Consider the following 14,968-nt stretch of genomic DNA (forward strand, 5'->3'; position numbering starts at 1 on the left):
CGGTTACATTCCGAACCCGGAAGCTAAGCCTTTCAGCGCCGATGGTACTGCAGGGGGGACCCTGTGGGAGAGTAGGACACCGCCGAACAATCATTCAGAAAGGGCCTCCAGCCGTCAGGTTGGGGGCCCTTTCGCATGCCCGGAAACGGTTCAGGACGGCCGGCGTTTGGCACGGCTGGGCTGGACGCGGAGCGGTTCACCCTCGGCCTTGGGGTGGTCGGGCGGGTAGGGGAGGTCGCCCAGGCCGTGTTCGCGTTCGTCGCGGTCCGCGAGTTCCAGGGCGGTGTCCAGCCGATAGCTGTGCTGGTCCATGTCGGCGTGCACATCACCGACTTCGGCGTACCGGCGCGGCATGGTGCGCAGGTCGAAGTCCTGCGGGCGGGCGGCTGGCAGCTCCTCCCAGCGCAGTGGGGCGGAGACCGAGGCGTGCGGGGTGGGGCGGACGGAGTAGGCGCAGGCGATGGTGCGGTCCCGGGCCGTCTGGTTGTAGTCCACGAAGATCTTGCTGCCGCGCTCCTCCTTCCACCAGGACGAGGTGACCTGCTCCGGCATCCGCCGCTCCAGCTCGCGGGCGATGGCGATGGCGGCCCGGCGGACCTGGGGGAAGTCCCACTCCGGGGCGATGGGGACGAAGATGTGCACACCACGGCCGCCGGAGGTCTTGGGCCAGCCGCGCAGGCCCAACTCGTCCAGCAGGCCGCGCAACTCCTCGGCGGCGCGCACCGCGTCGGCGTACCCGGTACCGGGTTGCGGGTCCAGGTCGATGCGCAGCTCGTCGGGGTGCTCCAGGTCGCTGCGGCGGACCGGCCAGGGGTGGAAGGTGAGGCAGCCCAGGTTGGCGGCCCAGACGACGGCGGCCGGTTCGGTGGGGCAGAGCTCGTCGGCGTGGCGGCCGCTGGGGAAGCGGATGCGGCCGGTGGGAATCCAGTCGGGGTGGTTGGCAGGAGCGCGCTTCTGGAAGAAGGACTCGCCGGTCACCCCGTCGGGGTAGCGCTCCAGGGTGGTCGGCCGGTCCCGCAGCGCCCGCAGGATGCCGTCCCCGACGGCGATGTAGTACTCGGCCACGTCCAGCTTGGTGTAGCCGGGCTCGGGGAAGTACACCTTGCCGGGATTGGACAGCCGGACCGTCCGTTCGCCCACCGTCAGTTCCACTGCTTCTGCCATCCAGCCACGGTAGGACGGCCCGCCGCCGGGCGCGCGCCGACGGGCGGGCGTGGGAGAGCGCCCGCACAATCGGGTTCATGGACCTTCCGGTGATGCCGCCCGTGCAGCCGATGCTCGCCAGGTCGGCCGCGCGCATCCCGGTCGGTATGCAGTACGAGGGCAAGTGGGACGGCTTCCGGGCGATCGTCTTCCGGGACGGCGACGAGGTCGAGATCGGCAGCCGGTCCGGGAAGCCGCTGACCCGCTACTTCCCGGAGCTGCTGTTGGCCGTGCGGGCGGCGCTGCCGCCGAGGTGCGTGGTCGACGGTGAGATCGTGATCGCCCGGGGCGGCCGGCTGGACTTCGACGCGCTGCTGGAACGCATCCACCCGGCCGACTCGCGGGTCCGGCTGCTGGCGGAGCGGACACCGGCGAGCCTGGTCGTCTTCGACCTGCTGGCGTTGGGCGACGCCGACCTGACGGGCAGCCCGCTGGCGGAGCGGCGCCGGACGCTGGTCGAGGCGCTGGGCGGGGCACCGCCGGGACCGGTGCACGTCGCGCCGGCGACCACGGACATCGAGGTCGCGCACCGCTGGTTCGAGCAGTACGAGGGCGCCGGGCTGGACGGGGTCGTCGCCAAGCCGCTGGATCTCGGCTACCGGCCGGGCGAGCGGGTGATGGTCAAGGTGAAGCACGAGCGGACGGCGGACTGCGTACTGGCCGGGTTCCGCTTCCACAAGAGCGGCCCGGTGGTCGGCTCGCTGCTGCTCGGCCTGTACCAGGGCACCGGCGGGGCCGGCGCGCGGTTGCAGCACGTCGGGGTCTGCGCCTCCTTCCCGATGCGCAGGCGGGAGGCGCTGGTCCAGGAGCTGGCGCCGCTGCGGATGCCGTCCGTCGAGGGGCATCCGTGGGCCGCCTGGGCGGACGAGGAGGCGGCGGCGGTGGACCGGATGCCCGGCGCCCCCAGCCGCTGGACCGGGAAGAAGGACCTCTCCTGGGTGCCGCTCCGGCCGGAGCGGGTGTGCGAGGTGGCGTACGACCACATGCAGGGCGGGCGGTTCCGGCACACGGCGCAGTTCCGGCGCTGGCGCCCGGACCGCGAGCCGACCAGCTGCACCTATGCGCAGTTGGAGGAGCCGGTCCGGTACGACCTGGCGGATGTGCTGGCCGGTCCCGGGCCGGGGGCGGGCGGCTCGGATGGCTCGGATGGCTCGGATGGGTGAGGCGGTCGGGGTGGGCGGCGTGGTGACGGACGATCCGGCGGCGGGTGGCCGGGCGCGAGGGATGAGGTCCCCTTGAATGTGCTGATGCTGGTCACCACCGAGGTGGCCCATGACAGCCGGGTGGTGCGAGAGGCCACGGCGCTGGCCGAGGCCGGGCACGCGGTCCATGTGCAGGGGCGGGACGTGCCGCCAGGCTGGGCGCCGCCGGGCGGCCTCTTCACCGTGGGCTCCTCGACGGGCGGGCGCGGGCTGCGCCCGTCGTCGGCCCGGAGCGGTGGCGCTTCCCGGCGGTCGGGTCCGCTGCTGCGGGCGGCGCGCTGGTGGCTGCTGCCCCGGCACCGGCGGCGGGTGTGGGACGGCTGGGCGCGGGCGGCCTCGGCGGATCTGCGGGGGCGGCGGTTCGACGTCGTACACGCCCATGACTTCAACACCCTGCCACTGGCCGCCCGGCTGGCCGGGGAGCAGCGGGCGCTGCTGGTGTACGACGCCCATGAGTGGTGGTCGGGTCGGCAGCGGCACGGTCGGCCGGAGCCGTGGCAGCGGTGGCGGGAGCGGCGGGCGGAGGCCGGGTTGACGGGCCGGGCCGATGCGGTGGTCACCGTGAGTGAGGGGATCGCGGCTCGGCTGGGGCGGTGGGCGGCCGGGCCGGTGGTGGTGGTCCGCAACACCTTCCCGGTGGCGGGTGGTGCCGCTGCCGGGGCGGAGCCGTTGCCGGTGGCGCCCAGGGGAGTGGTGTACGCCGGGCGGATCGGGGCCGGGCGGGACCTGGAGACGGTGCTCGCGGGGGCGGCCGGGCCGGACAGGGGCTGGGCGACGGTGCTGGTCGGGCCGGTCGACCAGGCGTACGCGGCGCGGCTGGCGCCGGTCGGGCACGGGGCCGAGCTGCTGGCGCCGCGGGCGGTGGACGAGGTGGACGGGCTGCTGCGGCGCTACGGGCTGGCGGTGGTGACGCTGACGGACAGTTGCGACAACCATCGGTTGGCGCTGCCGAACAAGCTGTTCCACGCGGTGCGGGCCGGTGTCCCGGTGATCGCCGCCGATCTGCCGGAGCTGGCGCGCACGGTGCGGCGGTACGACCTGGGCGAGCTGTATCGGCCGGGCGACCCCGGGTCGTACCGGGCGGCGCTGCGCCGGGCGGGGGAGCGCTATCCGCAGTTGCTGCGGTCGGTGGCGGTGGCGCGGGCGGAGTTGGCGTGGGAGCGGGACGCGCGGCGGCTGGTGTCGCTGTACGGGGCGCTGGCGGGGGCCGGGTGCGGTGGTCTTCGGGTGGTCGGGGGGCGGGCGTGAGGGGCGGGGAGACGGTCGGCGGGTGGTTGGCAAGGGCGGTGGGGGCGGTGGGGGCCCGTTGGGTGCGGGGGGTCGGGGCGGTGTGGGCGTGGGGCGCGCGGCGGCTGGTGTCGCTGTACGGGGCGCTGGCGGGCGTGGGGTGCGGTGGTGTGGTCGGGGGGCGGCTGTGAGGGGCGGCCGGGTGGTGATGCTGGTGGCGAACGGGGTCGAGGGGGATTCACGGGTGCAGAAGGCCGCCTGGTCGATGGCGGCGGCGGGGTGGGAGGTGACGCTGCTGGGACGGGCGCCCGGGGCGGAGCGGCTGGAGTACCGGTTGGGGCCGGCCCGGGTGCTGCTGCTGCCGGTGGGTGCGGCGGTGTCCGGGTATGAGCGCGGCCGGGGCGCGCCGCTGCGGCAGGCCCGGGTGCGGCGGGCCGCGTACGCCCGCGCGCGGGCCGTCGTCGCGCGCTGGGACGCGCTGGACGGCGCTCCCGGCGCCCGCCGCCGGCGCCTGGCGGCGCGGCTGCGCGGTCTGCTGGCGGCACACCCCGCACTGGACCTGCTGCTGGTGCCGCTCGGCGCCGGCCGGGTGGGCGGGCCGCTGCGGCTGGCCTGGGACGGGCTGCGCGGCGCGGTCGACCGGTACGGCGGCTGGCGGTCCCTCAACCCGTGGTTCCGGGACCTGGAGCTGGCGTTCGCGCCGGTCATCGCGGAGCTGGACCCGGACCTGATCCACGCCCACGACTTCCACACGGTGGGCATCGGCGCTCGGGCCGCCGCCCGCCGGAGCACCCCCGGCCGGCCGGTGCGCTGGCTGTACGACGCCCATGAGTACCTGGCCGGGATCGAGGTGCCGCGCCGCCGGGACGTCCGCGCCCGGCTGCGCCGCCGGATGCTGCTGGGCGTGGAGCGGGAGTACATCGGCCGGGCCGACGCGGTGGTGACGGTCTCCGAGGCCATCGCCGGGCGGTTGCACGCCGACCACGCGCTCCCCGTACGCCCGCGCGTGGTGCTGAACGCGCCGCTGGTGCCCGCCGGTGCGCCGGACGGACCCGATGTGCGCCGGGTGGTGGGCCTGCCGCCGCAGGTGCCGCTGCTGCTCTACAGCGGCGGCCTGGCGGCGCGGCGCGGGGTGGCCACGGTGGTGCGGGCGCTGCCCGCGCTGCCCGGGGTGCACCTGGTGCTGGTGGCCCGGGAGGGCGACGCCGACGCGGCCGGTCTGGCCGCGCTGGCGGAGCGGCTGGGCGTCGCCGACCGGCTGCACCTGGCCGGGTATGTCTCACCCGATCAGGTGGTCCGCTACATCGCCTCGGCCACCGCCGGGCTGGTGCCGATCCTGCACCGCCCCAACCATGAGCTGTCGCTGATCACCAAGTACCTGGAGTATCTGCACGCCGGGCTGCCGATCCTGTGCAGCGATGTGGCGGAGATGGCCCGCGCCACCCGGGCGCTGGCCGTCGGGGAGGTCTTCCGGGCCGGTGACGTGCCGGACTTCGCCCGGTCCGCCCGGCTGCTGCTGGCCCACCCCGAGCGGTACCGCCGGACGTACCAGCCCGGCGGCGCGGCGGCCGAGGCGCTGCCCGGACTCTCCTGGAGCGGCCAGGCGGCGGCGCTGGACGCCCTGTACGCGGAGCTGACCGGCCACCGGCCGCAGCCGGGACCGGTCGAGCCCCAGTCTGGCCCGGTCGAGCCCCAGTCTGGCCCGGTCGAGCCGCGGTCTGGCCCGGTCGACTCGCGGTCTGGCCCGGTCGAGCCGCGGCCGGGACCGCTGCGGCTGCGCCCGGTCGCGGCGGCGGAGCCCGGCGATCCCGGACGGCCCCGCGCAGCGAGCGGACCGCCCGGGAACGTGCCTACCGTGCAGGGGTGAGCCGCGCCGCCCGGCCGGCTGCCCGGCGTTCACCTGGAGACAGTGCCCCGTTCAAAGGGGTCCGCGAGCCTGGTCCAGTGCGCCGCCGACGGTATGGCCGTGCCGTCCGTCGTCGGGTGCGACCGACGGCGCGAGGACGCATCGACATGGAGGTGACCGCATGCGCGGGCGGAACGAAGAGCTGATCCCCGCAGCCCGCCCGGTGCTGGGCGAGGCCGAGATCGACGCCGCGGTGCGGGTGCTGCGCGGCGGCGCGGTGGTGCAGGGGCCGGAGGTGGCGGCGTTCGAGGCGGAGTTCGCCGCGCTGGTGGACGGCCGCCACTGCGTGGCCGTCAACTCCGGCACCTCGGCGCTGCAACTGACCCTGATGGCGCTGGGCCTCGGCCCCGGCGACGAGGTCGTGGTGCCGTCCTTCTCCTTCGCGGCCACCGCCAACGCGGTGCGGCTGGTCGGCGCGGAGCCGGTCTTCGCCGACATCGAGCCGGGCAGCTTCTGCCTGGACCCGGACGCGGTCGCCGCCGCCATCGGCCCGCGCACCGCCGCGATCATGCCGGTCCACCTGTACGGGCACCCGGCGGCCATGGACCGGCTGGTGCCGCTGGCCGAGCGGCACGGGCTGGCCATCGTCGAGGACGCCTGCCAGGCGCACGCGGCGGCGCTGCACGGCCGCCCGGTGGGCACCTTCGGCGCGGCGGGCTGCTTCAGCTTCTATCCGACCAAGAACATGCACTCCCTGGAGGGGGGCATGGTCACCACCGCCGACGAGGGCCTGGCCCGCACCCTGCGGCTGCTGCGCAACCAGGGCATGGAGCAGCGCTACGCCAACGAGGTGGTGGGCGCCAACATGCGGCTCACCGATGTGGCGGCGGCGGTCGGCCGGGTGCAGCTGGGTCGGCTGCCGCTCTGGACGGAGCAGCGGCGGGCCAACGCCAAGCTGCTGGACTCCCGGCTCACCGGGCTGCGTACCCCGCCGGTGGCCGACGGCGCGCACCACGTCTACCACCAGTACACGGTGCGGGTGCCGGGCAACGGCCGGCCGGACCGGGACTGCGTGCAGAAGGCGCTGGCCGGGCGCGGGGTCGGCAGTTCGGTGTACTACCCGACGCCGATCCACCGGCTGAAGGCGTACTGCGGCGCGGGGGGCGAGCAGCTGCGCCGCTGGGAACTGCCGGAGACCGAGCGGGCGGCGGCGGAGGTGCTGTCGCTCCCGGTGTACCCGACGCTGACCAGTGAGGAGCTGGAGCGGATCGTCAACGCGGCCAACGCGCTGGGCGGCCTGCTCTGAGCTGCGGCGATCCGCCGAGCCCCGGCGTCCGCCGAGCTGCGGCGGCCGGCCCCTCCCCCGGGGGTCGGCCGCCGCCGACGTACCCGCAGGGCGCCGTCCCGGCCCGGATGGCGGCGCTCGGCGCGCGGGTCGGCGCACCTTCTGCCTACGGTGCAGAGGTGATTTCGGGAATGTCTGGCACCACTCGGCAGCAGCAGCCGCGACTGCGGCCCGGCGCGGCCCCCGCCCGGGGCGCCCGGTCGCGCCGCAGCGGCCCGAGCGTGCTCTACCTGGCCTTCTTCTACCCGCCCACCCGGGCCAGCGGCGTCTACCGGGCGCTGGCCACCGCCAACCTGCTGGCCGAGCGCGGCTGGGACGTCACCGTGGCCACCGCGCCGCGTGAGTTCTTCGCGGACTACCTGCGCTCCTACGACCCGTCACTGGAGGCGCGCGTCCACCCGGCGATCGCGGTGGAGCGGCCCCGGATGGGCTACTTCCGCTGGGAGCGGGACGTGCGCCGCTACGGCAGGCTGCGGGCCAACGCGCCCAGCCTGGCGGCGGCCGGGTACAACTGGATGCAGCGCCGGGTGTTCCCCGAGCACTACGCGACCTGGCTGCCGCATCTGCTGGCGCGGGCGGTGCGGCTGCATGCCGGGCGGCGGTTCGACCTGGTGGTGGCGACCGGCAACCCGTTCGCCTCCTTCGCCGGTGCGTGGGCGCTGGGCCGCCTGCTGCGCGTCCCGTACGTGCTGGACTACCGCGACCCGTGGACCTTCAACCCGCTCACCGGCGAGCCCGGTTTCCCCAAGGACAGCAACGCCTGGAGCTGGGAGCACCGGGTGCTGCGCGGTGCCGCCGAGGTGGTGCACGTCAACGAGCCGATCCGGCAGTGGTACGCGGACCGCTACCCGTTCGCGGCGGGGCGCTCCCGGGTGGTCTACAACGGCTGGGAGCCGGACATCCTGGGCCGGCCCGGCTGGACGCCGCGCCCGCCGGGCCGCCCGCTGCGCTTCGGCTACATCGGGACCATCACCGACCAGCTGCCGCTGGAGGTGCTGTTCGACGGCTGGCGGCTCGCCCGGCGGGACCCGGCGCTGGCCGACGCGGAGTTGCACCTCCACGGCCATCTGGGGTTCTTCGCGCACAGCGCGCAGCCGCTGCTGGACCGGATGCCGCAGCCGGCGGAGGGGCTGGGGGTGCACTACCGGGGGCCGGTGGCCAAGGCCGAGGTGGCGGCGGCGTACGCCGAGATGGACGCGGTGGTCTTCCTGGCGGGCGGCTCGCGGTACGTCACCTCCGGCAAGGTCTTCGAGTACATGGCCACCGGCAAGCCGATCGTCTCGGTGCACCGGCCGGACCACGCCGCCGCCGATGTGCTGCGCGGCCACCCGCTCTGGTTCTCCGGGCGGCGGCTGGACGCGGAGGCGGTGGCCGGTGCCTTCACGGCGGCGGGCCGGGCCGCGCTGGAACTGCAACCGGACCAGGTCGAGCAGGCGATGGAGCACGCCGGGCGGTTCACCCGCGAGGCGACGCTCGCGCCGTTCGAGGAGCGCTTGAGGAGGATCGCAGGTGGCCGCTGACCGCAGGAAGAAGCGACCGCGCCGGGAGCGGCCCGCAGCGCGGGCCGGACGGCTGGCGGTGGTGACGCCCTGGTACCCGTGCCCGCAGCGCCCGCATGCCGGGTCGTTCGTCCGGACCGCGACCGCCGCCGTGGCGGAACGATTCGCCTCGGTGGAGGTGCTCAACGGCGAGGACTGGCCGTCCGTCGGCGGCGAGCTGCGGCACGACCTGGTCCGCACCGCCTACGAGCGCCTGGCCGGACCGCCCGGCGCGGCCCGGGTACCGGTGCTGCCCGAGACCACCGCCGAGGGCTGGCGGCTGACCCGCGTCCCGGTGCCGGTGCGGCCCCCCGCCCCGTACGCCGAGTGGGCGCGCGCCCATGAGAGCGCGCTGCGGGCGGTGCTTCCCGGCGGCCGGATCGACGCCGATGTCGTCCACGGCCACACCGGCGTCTACGGCGGCTGGGCGGCCTGCCGACTGGCCCGGCCGGGCGCGCGGGTGATCGTCACCGAGCATGCCTCCTTCCTGCCGAGCGTGCTGCGGCAGCCGGTCTCCCGGGAGCTGTACGGGGAGGTTGTGGAGCGGGCCGACGCTTTCCTCTGCGTCAGCCCCTGGCTGCGGGACCGGCTGGCGCAGTCCTTCCCGGAGTACGAGGAGAAGTTCCAGGTCGTACCGAACGCGGTGGACCTGGCCGCCGTCCCGCAGCGGCCGGAACCCGTCCGGGAGCTGCGCCGCTGGCTGTTCGTCGGCAACCTGGCACCGGCCAAGGGCGTGCCGCTGCTGCTGACCGCGTTCGCGGCGGCGGTGGCGGACAACCCCCGGCTGGAACTGACCCTGGTCGGGCCCGGCAATGCCGAGGCCGTCCGGCGGCGGGCCGGTGAGCTGGGGATCGGCCATCAGGTGGTGGTGCACGGGCCGGTGGACCCGGCCGAGGTCTTCGGCCTCATGCACGACCACGATCTGCTGGTGCACCCGAGCAAGTTCGAGACCTTCGGGATGACGGTGGTCGAGGCGGTGGCCACCGGGATGCCGGTGCTGGTCACCCGCTGCGGCGGGCCGGAGCAGACCATGGCCGGTCTGGAGGGCGTGGCCGGGCGGCTGGTGGACGTCTCGGACGACCCGGGGGTGCTGCTCACCGGCTACCAGGAGCTGGCCGCCGCCGTCGACCGGCTGGACCCGGCGAAGGCGCGGGCGGCTGTCGAGCGGCGGTTCGGGTTGGCGGCGGTGGGGGAGCGGCTGGCTGAGGTTTACGCGGGTGCGGGTGCGGGGGCTGCGGCTGTGGCGGGCGGCGGTCTGCCGGATGAGGGTGCCGGGGAGCCGACCCGGCCCGGTGCGGTGGTGCTGCTGGCCCTGGGGGCCACCCGGCTGCGGGCCGTGGTGGAGGACGCCGCGTTCCTGGCCGAGCGGGGGGTGCCCGTGGTGGTGGCCGCCGGGCGGCGGGAGGTGGCGGAGGCCGCCGCCGAGGACCCCCGGGTCTGGGTGCTGCGGCTGCCCTCCGGCAGAGGCCCGCTGGGCCCCTGGCGGCTGTGGCGGGCGGCCCGGGGCGGGCTGCGCGGCCTGCTGGGCCGGGGCCCCCGGCCGCAGGTCGCCGAGGTGGTGGTCTGCGACGCCCCCGCCGTCGCCTTCGCCTGGCACCTGGCACGGGCCGAACCCGACCTGCCGCTGCGCTGGTGCGTGGAGCGGGCCGCCCACCCGGCGGGCCGGTCCCGGGCCGCCGTACCGGCCGACGCGCCCGCCGCCGCACCGGAGGCCGTCCGATGAGCCGCCGGGTACTGCTGCTGGCGCTCAACACCCGGCGGGTGGCGGCGGTCTGCGAGGACGCGGAGTTCCTGCTCGCCCGGGGCATCGGCGTCGACCTGCTCACCGTCAACCCGCTGCCGTGGGAGGCCGCCGGGCTGCCCGCCGCCGTGCGCAGCTGGTCGCTGCGCGAGGGCGAGGGCCGCCACCCGCTGCCGCGCATCGAACGGCTGCTGGTCTACCGGCTGCCGCGCAAGGCCGTCGCCCTGCTGCGCGGCGCGGCCGAGCCGCACTACGCCCGACCCGACGTCGGCCGTGGTCTGGAGCTGGCGGTCGGCCTGGCGGCCCGCTGCCACGCCCGGCTCGCGGACGGCTTCCACCACCGCGTCTTCATCCGCGGCTACCGCGTGGTGCGCCCCTACCTGCTGTGGCGGGTCGCCCGCCGCGACCCCGGCCCGGAGCTGGTGACGGCGGCCACCGAGCGGGTGGTGGTCTATGACACGTACGCGGTGCCGACGGCCTGGCACCTGGGCCGCGCCCACCCCCGGCTGGAGATCTGCCTCGGGCTGGACCGGGCCGGGTACGAGGACCTGCCGCCGGTCCTGGAGCCGTCCGCCGCTGAGCCGCCTGCTGCTGAGCCGCCTGCCGCTGAGCCGCCCGTGCCCGCCGCAGTACGGGAGGAGGCGGGATGAGCGAGACCGCGACCGGCGAGGCCGTGGCGGCGGCGGGCCCGGTACCCGTCCGGCGGCTGGAGCACCACCTGTTCCGCGCCCAGCGGGCCGGGCTGCCGCATCTGCCGACGTACCTGGCGCAGCTCTGGCAGCGCCGGCAGTTCGTCCATGAGATGGCCCGCAGCACGCTGCGCGCCCAGAACTACACCAGCTTCTTCGGCCAGCTCTGGCTGGTGTTCAATCCGCTGCTGCTGGGCTGCGTCTACTACGTGCTGGTGGACATCCTCGGCAATGGCACCCACGCCAGCGACTACTTCGCCAAGCTGCTGGCCGGGCTCTTCGTTTTCAACTTCTTCTCCGGTTGCCTGGGCCAGTGCGCCGGTTCGGTGATCGGCAGCAGCCGGTTGATCATGAACAGCTCGTTCCCCCGGCTGCTGCTGCCGGTCACCCAGATCGTCATCGCCTTCATGCGGTTCCTGCCCTCGATGGTGGTCTTCCTGGTGGTGCACGAGGTGGAGGGCCTGCCGTGGACCTGGACCATGCTCTGGGGGCTGCCGGCCTTCGTCTGCGTGGCGCTGTTCGGGGCCGGGCTGGGCTTTCTGACCGCGACCGTACAGGTGTACTGCCGGGACTTCGCCAACTTCCTGCCGTACATGATCAGGATCTGGCTGTTCTTGTCACCGGTGCTCTGGGCGCTGGAGGACCAGCTGGCCAAGGGCGGCCGCAAGGCCCTGCTGATCTCGGCCAATCCGCTGTCGCCGATGATCGGGACCTGGGGCGACGCGCTGGTACGCGGCCGCTTCGAGCACCCCGAGTGGCTGCTCCAGGGCGGCTGCTGGGGGCTGGGCGCGTTCCTGCTCGGCTCGCTGGTCTTCATGTGGAGGGAGCGTGAGTTCGCTGTCCGCCTCTGAGACGGTCGCCGCCGGCCCCGGGCCGGCCGCGCCCGAGCCGCCCGGCCCCGCACCCGCGTGGTCGGTACGGGTCCGCGATGTCCACATCACCTACCGGGTGCCGCGCGACCCGCGCGCCAACACCCTGCGCTACCGGCTCACCCGGCCGGGCCGCCGCCAGGACCTGGTGCGCGAGGTCGAGGCGCTGCGCGGCGTCAGCCTGGAGGTCGCGCACGGCTCGGTGCTCGGCGTGGTGGGCGCCAACGGCGCCGGCAAGTCCACCCTGATGCGGGCGGTCGCCGGCATCCTGCCGCCCAGCAACGGCGAGATCGAGGTGCACGGCCGGATCAGCACCCTGCTGGCGCTGGGCGTCGGCTTCAACGGCAACCTCAGCGGCCGGGAGAACGTGGTGCTCGGCGGCCTGGCCGCCGGGCTGAGCCGCCGCCAGATCGCAGAACGATATGAGCAGATCGCCGCCTGGGCCGACCTCGGGGACTTCATCGACATGCCGATGAAGACCTACTCCTCCGGCATGTACGGGCGGCTGGCGTTCGCCGTCTCCACCCACATGGAGCCCGACGTGCTGCTGATCGACGAGGCGCTGTCCGCCGGGGACGCCAAGTTCAAGCGCAAGTCGTACGACAAGATCCGCGAACTGGTGGACCAGGCCCGCACCATCTTCCTGGTCAGCCACGCCGTCGGCACCATCCGCGAACTGTGCGACGACTGCGTCTGGCTGCACCGGGGCCGGATCATGATGCGCGGCGACCCGACGCAGGTCACCGCCGCCTACATCGAGTTCCAGGAGGTCGGCGAGGACGCCGTGGTCATGGAGGACGTATGAGCCGCCCCGCAGCCCACCACGGCGCCGACCGGCCCGCCGCCCTGCACGCGCCGGTCGACGTCTCCGTGGTCACCAGCGGCCACCACGTCGCCGACGCCCGGCTGCACCGGCACTGCGCCGCGCTGCGCCGCGCCGGGCTGACCGTGGAGGTGCTGGCCCGGGGCCGCCCGGCCGACGCGCCCCCCGGCGTGGACTTCCGGCCGATCGGGTCCGGCGGGCTCGGCCGCCGCGCCCTGCACGCCCTGCTGCTGCCCGCCCGAGCACGCGGCCCGGTGCTGCTCACCCTCGACCCCGACCTGGTGCCCGCCGCCCGGCTGCGCCGCGCCCTGCACGGGCTGCCCGGCCTGCCCGCACTGCCCGGCGGCGGCCGACTGCTGGTCGTCGACGTCCACGAGGACTACCAGGCGCTGCTGCGCGATCGCGCCTGGGCGCGCGGCGCCGTCGGGGCCGCCGCCCGCTGCTGGGCGCACACCGCCACCCGGCTCAGCCGGCGCGCCGATCTGACGGTGGTCGCGGACGAGCACGTACCGCCGCATGACGCGGCGCACCGCATGGTGGTCCGCAACCTGCCCGACTTCCGGCTGCTGCCCGCCCCCCAGCCGCCCGGCCCGGTGCCGCGCGCGCTCTACGTGGGGGACGTACGCGGCAGCCGCGGCCTGTGGACGATGCTCGCCGCCGCCGAGGCCGCCCCCGGCTGGCAGCTGGACCTGGTGGGCCCGGTCGCCGTCGCCGACCGCGACCGGCTGCGGGAGTGGCAGCGGACCAGCCCGGCCGCCGACCGGGTCCGCCTGCACGGCCGGATGCCGCCCCGGGCCGCCTGGCGGCTGGCCGAGGGCGCCTGGGCGGGGCTGGCCCTGCTGGAGCCCACCCGGGCCTTCGTGGACTGCATACCGTCCAAGGTCTACGAGTACCTGGCGTGCGGCCTGCCGGTGCTCAGCACCCCGCTGCCGCGCGCCGCCGGGCTGGTCCGCGAGCGCGGCGCGGGCACGGTCGCGGCGGACGCGGCGCAGGCCGGGCGGGTGCTCACCGGCTGGGCGGGCCCGCAGCGCGCCGCGTACGACCGCTGCCGGGCGGGGGCGGTGCGCTGGTCCGAGGAGCACCAGCACGCCGCCAACCCGTACGACGCGCTGGCCGGCGCGGTGGCCGCACTGCTGGCCGCCGCCCGGCTGCACCCGCTGCCCGACCCGGCCGAGGCCGCCTGACGGCCCCGACCGGCCATGACCCGACCCTGAGTCCCCGACCCTGAGCCCCTGACCCTGAGCGACGACACGACGGAGGTGGCCGCGATGCGCGGGCGAGACGAACAGCTGATCCCGGCGGCCCGGCCGACCGGCGCCGGAGCACGAGGAGACCGCCGATGAACGCCACCGCCCCCGCCGGGGCCACCGGGCGCCGTACGCTGCGGGCCGGACTGATCGGCCTGGGCGCCATGGGCCGCAACCACGCACGGGTGCTGCGCGAGCTGGACGGCGTGCAGCTGGTCGCCGCCGTCGACCCGGGCGGCGACCGCAGCGGCGCGGCACGCGGTGTGCCGGTGCTGCACACCGTGGCCGAGCTGATCGCGATGGGCGTCGACTACGCCGTGGTCGCCTGCCCGACCGCCCACCACGAGGAGGTCGGCCTGGAGCTGGCCGCCAACGGCGTCTGCGCGCTGATCGAGAAGCCGCTCGCCCACTCGGTGGCCGCCGCCCAGCGGCTGGTGGACGCCTTCGAGGCACGCGGCCTGGTGGCCGGGGTCGGCCACATCGAGCGGTTCAACCCGGCGCTGCTGAGCCTGCGGGCCCGGCTGGAGACCGGCGAGCTGGGGGAGGTCTTCCAGGTGGTGACCCGCCGCCAGGGCCCCTTCCCGCACCGGATCGCGGACGTCGGCGTGGTCAAGGACCTGGCCACCCATGACATCGACCTCACCGCCTGGGTCACCGGCCAGGAGTACACCTCAGTCGCCGCCCGCACGGTGAGCAAGAGCGGCCGCCCGCACGAGGACATGGTCGCGGTGGTCGGTGAGCTGGCGGACGGCACGGTCGTCAGCCACCTGGTCAACTGGCTGAGCCCGCTCAAGGAGCGCTTCGCGGCGGTCACCGGCTCGCACGGCTGCTTCATCGCGGACACCCTCACCGCCGACCTCACCTTCTACGCCAACGGCGCGCTCACCACCGAGTGGGAGGCGCTGCGGGCCTTCCGGGGGGTCGCGGAGGGCGACATGGTCCGCTACGCCATCCCCAAGCGGGAGCCGCTGCTGGTGGAGCACGAGCGGTTCCGGGACGCGGTCGAGGGCAAGCCCGGCGAGATCGTGACGCTGCGCCAGGGGCTGCGGACCGTGGAGGTGTCGGCGGCGGTGCTGGAGTCGGCGGAGCAGCGCAGCACGGTCGCCGTCCGCCCGTCGGAGGGCACGCCCGACCGGGCCCGCATCCCGGAGGAGCCCCAGCCCGCCTGAGCGCCTGAGCGCCGACCGGCCCGGAGCCGCCCTGAAGCACCCCGTCAGACCCCCCGTACCTGGAGGACA

At 75.6% G+C, this 14,968-nt stretch carries 12 protein-coding genes and 1 rRNA gene; 12 read left to right on the forward strand and 1 reads right to left on the reverse strand.

From position 1 onward, the window contains the following. A 5S ribosomal RNA gene (gene rrf / locus ACIQGZ_RS23265) occupies window positions 1–88 on the forward strand; the annotation flags it as partial. A gap of 62 nt (window positions 89–150) precedes the next feature. Here the strand turns inward: rrf and ligD are convergent. Then, window positions 151–1,164, reverse strand: coding sequence for a non-homologous end-joining DNA ligase (ligD, locus tag ACIQGZ_RS23270; protein WP_402604801.1), 1,014 nt, complete (start codon window positions 1,162–1,164; stop codon window positions 151–153). A 77-nt stretch (window positions 1,165–1,241) separates the two neighbouring features. Here ligD and ACIQGZ_RS23275 point away from each other — a divergent pair, with 77 nt between their 5' ends. The 11 genes from ACIQGZ_RS23275 (at window position 1,242) to ACIQGZ_RS23325 (ending at window position 14,899) form a co-directional block, all read left to right on the forward strand. Beyond that, the gene (locus ACIQGZ_RS23275) at window positions 1,242–2,366 is read left to right on the forward strand and encodes an ATP-dependent DNA ligase (protein ID WP_402604804.1); all 1,125 of its coding nucleotides are present in this window, start codon (window positions 1,242–1,244) and stop codon (window positions 2,364–2,366) included. A 78-nt stretch (window positions 2,367–2,444) separates the two neighbouring features. After that, window positions 2,445–3,653, forward strand: a complete 1,209-nt coding sequence (locus ACIQGZ_RS23280; protein ID WP_402605104.1) for a glycosyltransferase — start codon at window positions 2,445–2,447, stop codon at window positions 3,651–3,653. 193 nt (window positions 3,654–3,846) lie between these two features. Then, on the forward strand, window positions 3,847–5,499 hold the full coding sequence (locus ACIQGZ_RS23285; protein WP_402604806.1) for a glycosyltransferase: 1,653 nt from the start codon (window positions 3,847–3,849) through the stop codon (window positions 5,497–5,499). A gap of 160 nt (window positions 5,500–5,659) precedes the next feature. Further along, complete coding sequence (locus tag ACIQGZ_RS23290) at window positions 5,660–6,784, forward strand: DegT/DnrJ/EryC1/StrS family aminotransferase (protein ID WP_402604808.1); 1,125 nt, start codon at window positions 5,660–5,662, stop codon at window positions 6,782–6,784. Window positions 6,785–6,954: 170 nt separating this feature from the next. Beyond that, window positions 6,955–8,343, forward strand: coding sequence for a glycosyltransferase (locus ACIQGZ_RS23295; protein ID WP_402604811.1), 1,389 nt, complete (start codon window positions 6,955–6,957; stop codon window positions 8,341–8,343). Then, window positions 8,333–10,084: a glycosyltransferase gene (locus ACIQGZ_RS23300; protein ID WP_402604813.1), complete on the forward strand. Its 1,752-nt coding sequence runs from the start codon at window positions 8,333–8,335 to the stop codon at window positions 10,082–10,084. The genes ACIQGZ_RS23295 and ACIQGZ_RS23300 overlap by 11 nt, the downstream gene beginning before the upstream one ends. Then, complete coding sequence (locus ACIQGZ_RS23305; RefSeq protein WP_402604816.1) at window positions 10,081–10,752, forward strand: hypothetical protein; 672 nt, start codon at window positions 10,081–10,083, stop codon at window positions 10,750–10,752. Before ACIQGZ_RS23300 ends, ACIQGZ_RS23305 begins: the two co-directional genes overlap by 4 nt. After that, window positions 10,749–11,642: an ABC transporter permease gene (locus ACIQGZ_RS23310; protein WP_402604818.1), complete on the forward strand. Its 894-nt coding sequence runs from the start codon at window positions 10,749–10,751 to the stop codon at window positions 11,640–11,642. Before ACIQGZ_RS23305 ends, ACIQGZ_RS23310 begins: the two co-directional genes overlap by 4 nt. Beyond that, window positions 11,620–12,465, forward strand: a complete 846-nt coding sequence (locus ACIQGZ_RS23315; protein ID WP_402604821.1) for an ABC transporter ATP-binding protein — start codon at window positions 11,620–11,622, stop codon at window positions 12,463–12,465. Before ACIQGZ_RS23310 ends, ACIQGZ_RS23315 begins: the two co-directional genes overlap by 23 nt. Next, window positions 12,462–13,667 (forward strand): glycosyltransferase, encoded by a 1,206-nt coding sequence (locus tag ACIQGZ_RS23320; protein ID WP_402604824.1) that lies wholly within the window; start codon window positions 12,462–12,464, stop codon window positions 13,665–13,667. The genes ACIQGZ_RS23315 and ACIQGZ_RS23320 overlap by 4 nt, the downstream gene beginning before the upstream one ends. A gap of 155 nt (window positions 13,668–13,822) precedes the next feature. Beyond that, window positions 13,823–14,899, forward strand: a complete 1,077-nt coding sequence (locus tag ACIQGZ_RS23325) for a Gfo/Idh/MocA family oxidoreductase (RefSeq protein WP_402604826.1) — start codon at window positions 13,823–13,825, stop codon at window positions 14,897–14,899. The last annotated feature ends 69 nt before the right edge of the window (window positions 14,900–14,968 follow it).

Origin of the sequence: Streptomyces sp. NPDC092296, from assembly GCF_044755465.1 — a bacterium.
In the GTDB taxonomy this organism is placed as follows: domain Bacteria; phylum Actinomycetota; class Actinomycetes; order Streptomycetales; family Streptomycetaceae; genus Peterkaempfera.

What these genes read in the sequence shown, in the direction of transcription:
- ACIQGZ_RS23290 (WP_402604808.1), top strand. Translation starts at nt 5,660, where the DNA reads ATGCGCGGGCGGAACGAAGAGCTGATCCCCGCAGCCCGCCCGGTGCTG.
- ligD (WP_402604801.1), bottom strand. Translation starts at nt 1,164, where the DNA reads ATGGCAGAAGCAGTGGAACTGACGGTGGGCGAACGGACGGTCCGGCTG.
- ACIQGZ_RS23305 (WP_402604816.1), top strand. Translation starts at nt 10,081, where the DNA reads ATGAGCCGCCGGGTACTGCTGCTGGCGCTCAACACCCGGCGGGTGGCG.
- ACIQGZ_RS23325 (WP_402604826.1), top strand. Translation starts at nt 13,823, where the DNA reads ATGAACGCCACCGCCCCCGCCGGGGCCACCGGGCGCCGTACGCTGCGG.
- ACIQGZ_RS23275 (WP_402604804.1), top strand. Translation starts at nt 1,242, where the DNA reads ATGGACCTTCCGGTGATGCCGCCCGTGCAGCCGATGCTCGCCAGGTCG.
- ACIQGZ_RS23310 (WP_402604818.1), top strand. Translation starts at nt 10,749, where the DNA reads ATGAGCGAGACCGCGACCGGCGAGGCCGTGGCGGCGGCGGGCCCGGTA.
- ACIQGZ_RS23320 (WP_402604824.1), top strand. Translation starts at nt 12,462, where the DNA reads ATGAGCCGCCCCGCAGCCCACCACGGCGCCGACCGGCCCGCCGCCCTG.
- ACIQGZ_RS23295 (WP_402604811.1), top strand. Translation starts at nt 6,955, where the DNA reads ATGTCTGGCACCACTCGGCAGCAGCAGCCGCGACTGCGGCCCGGCGCG.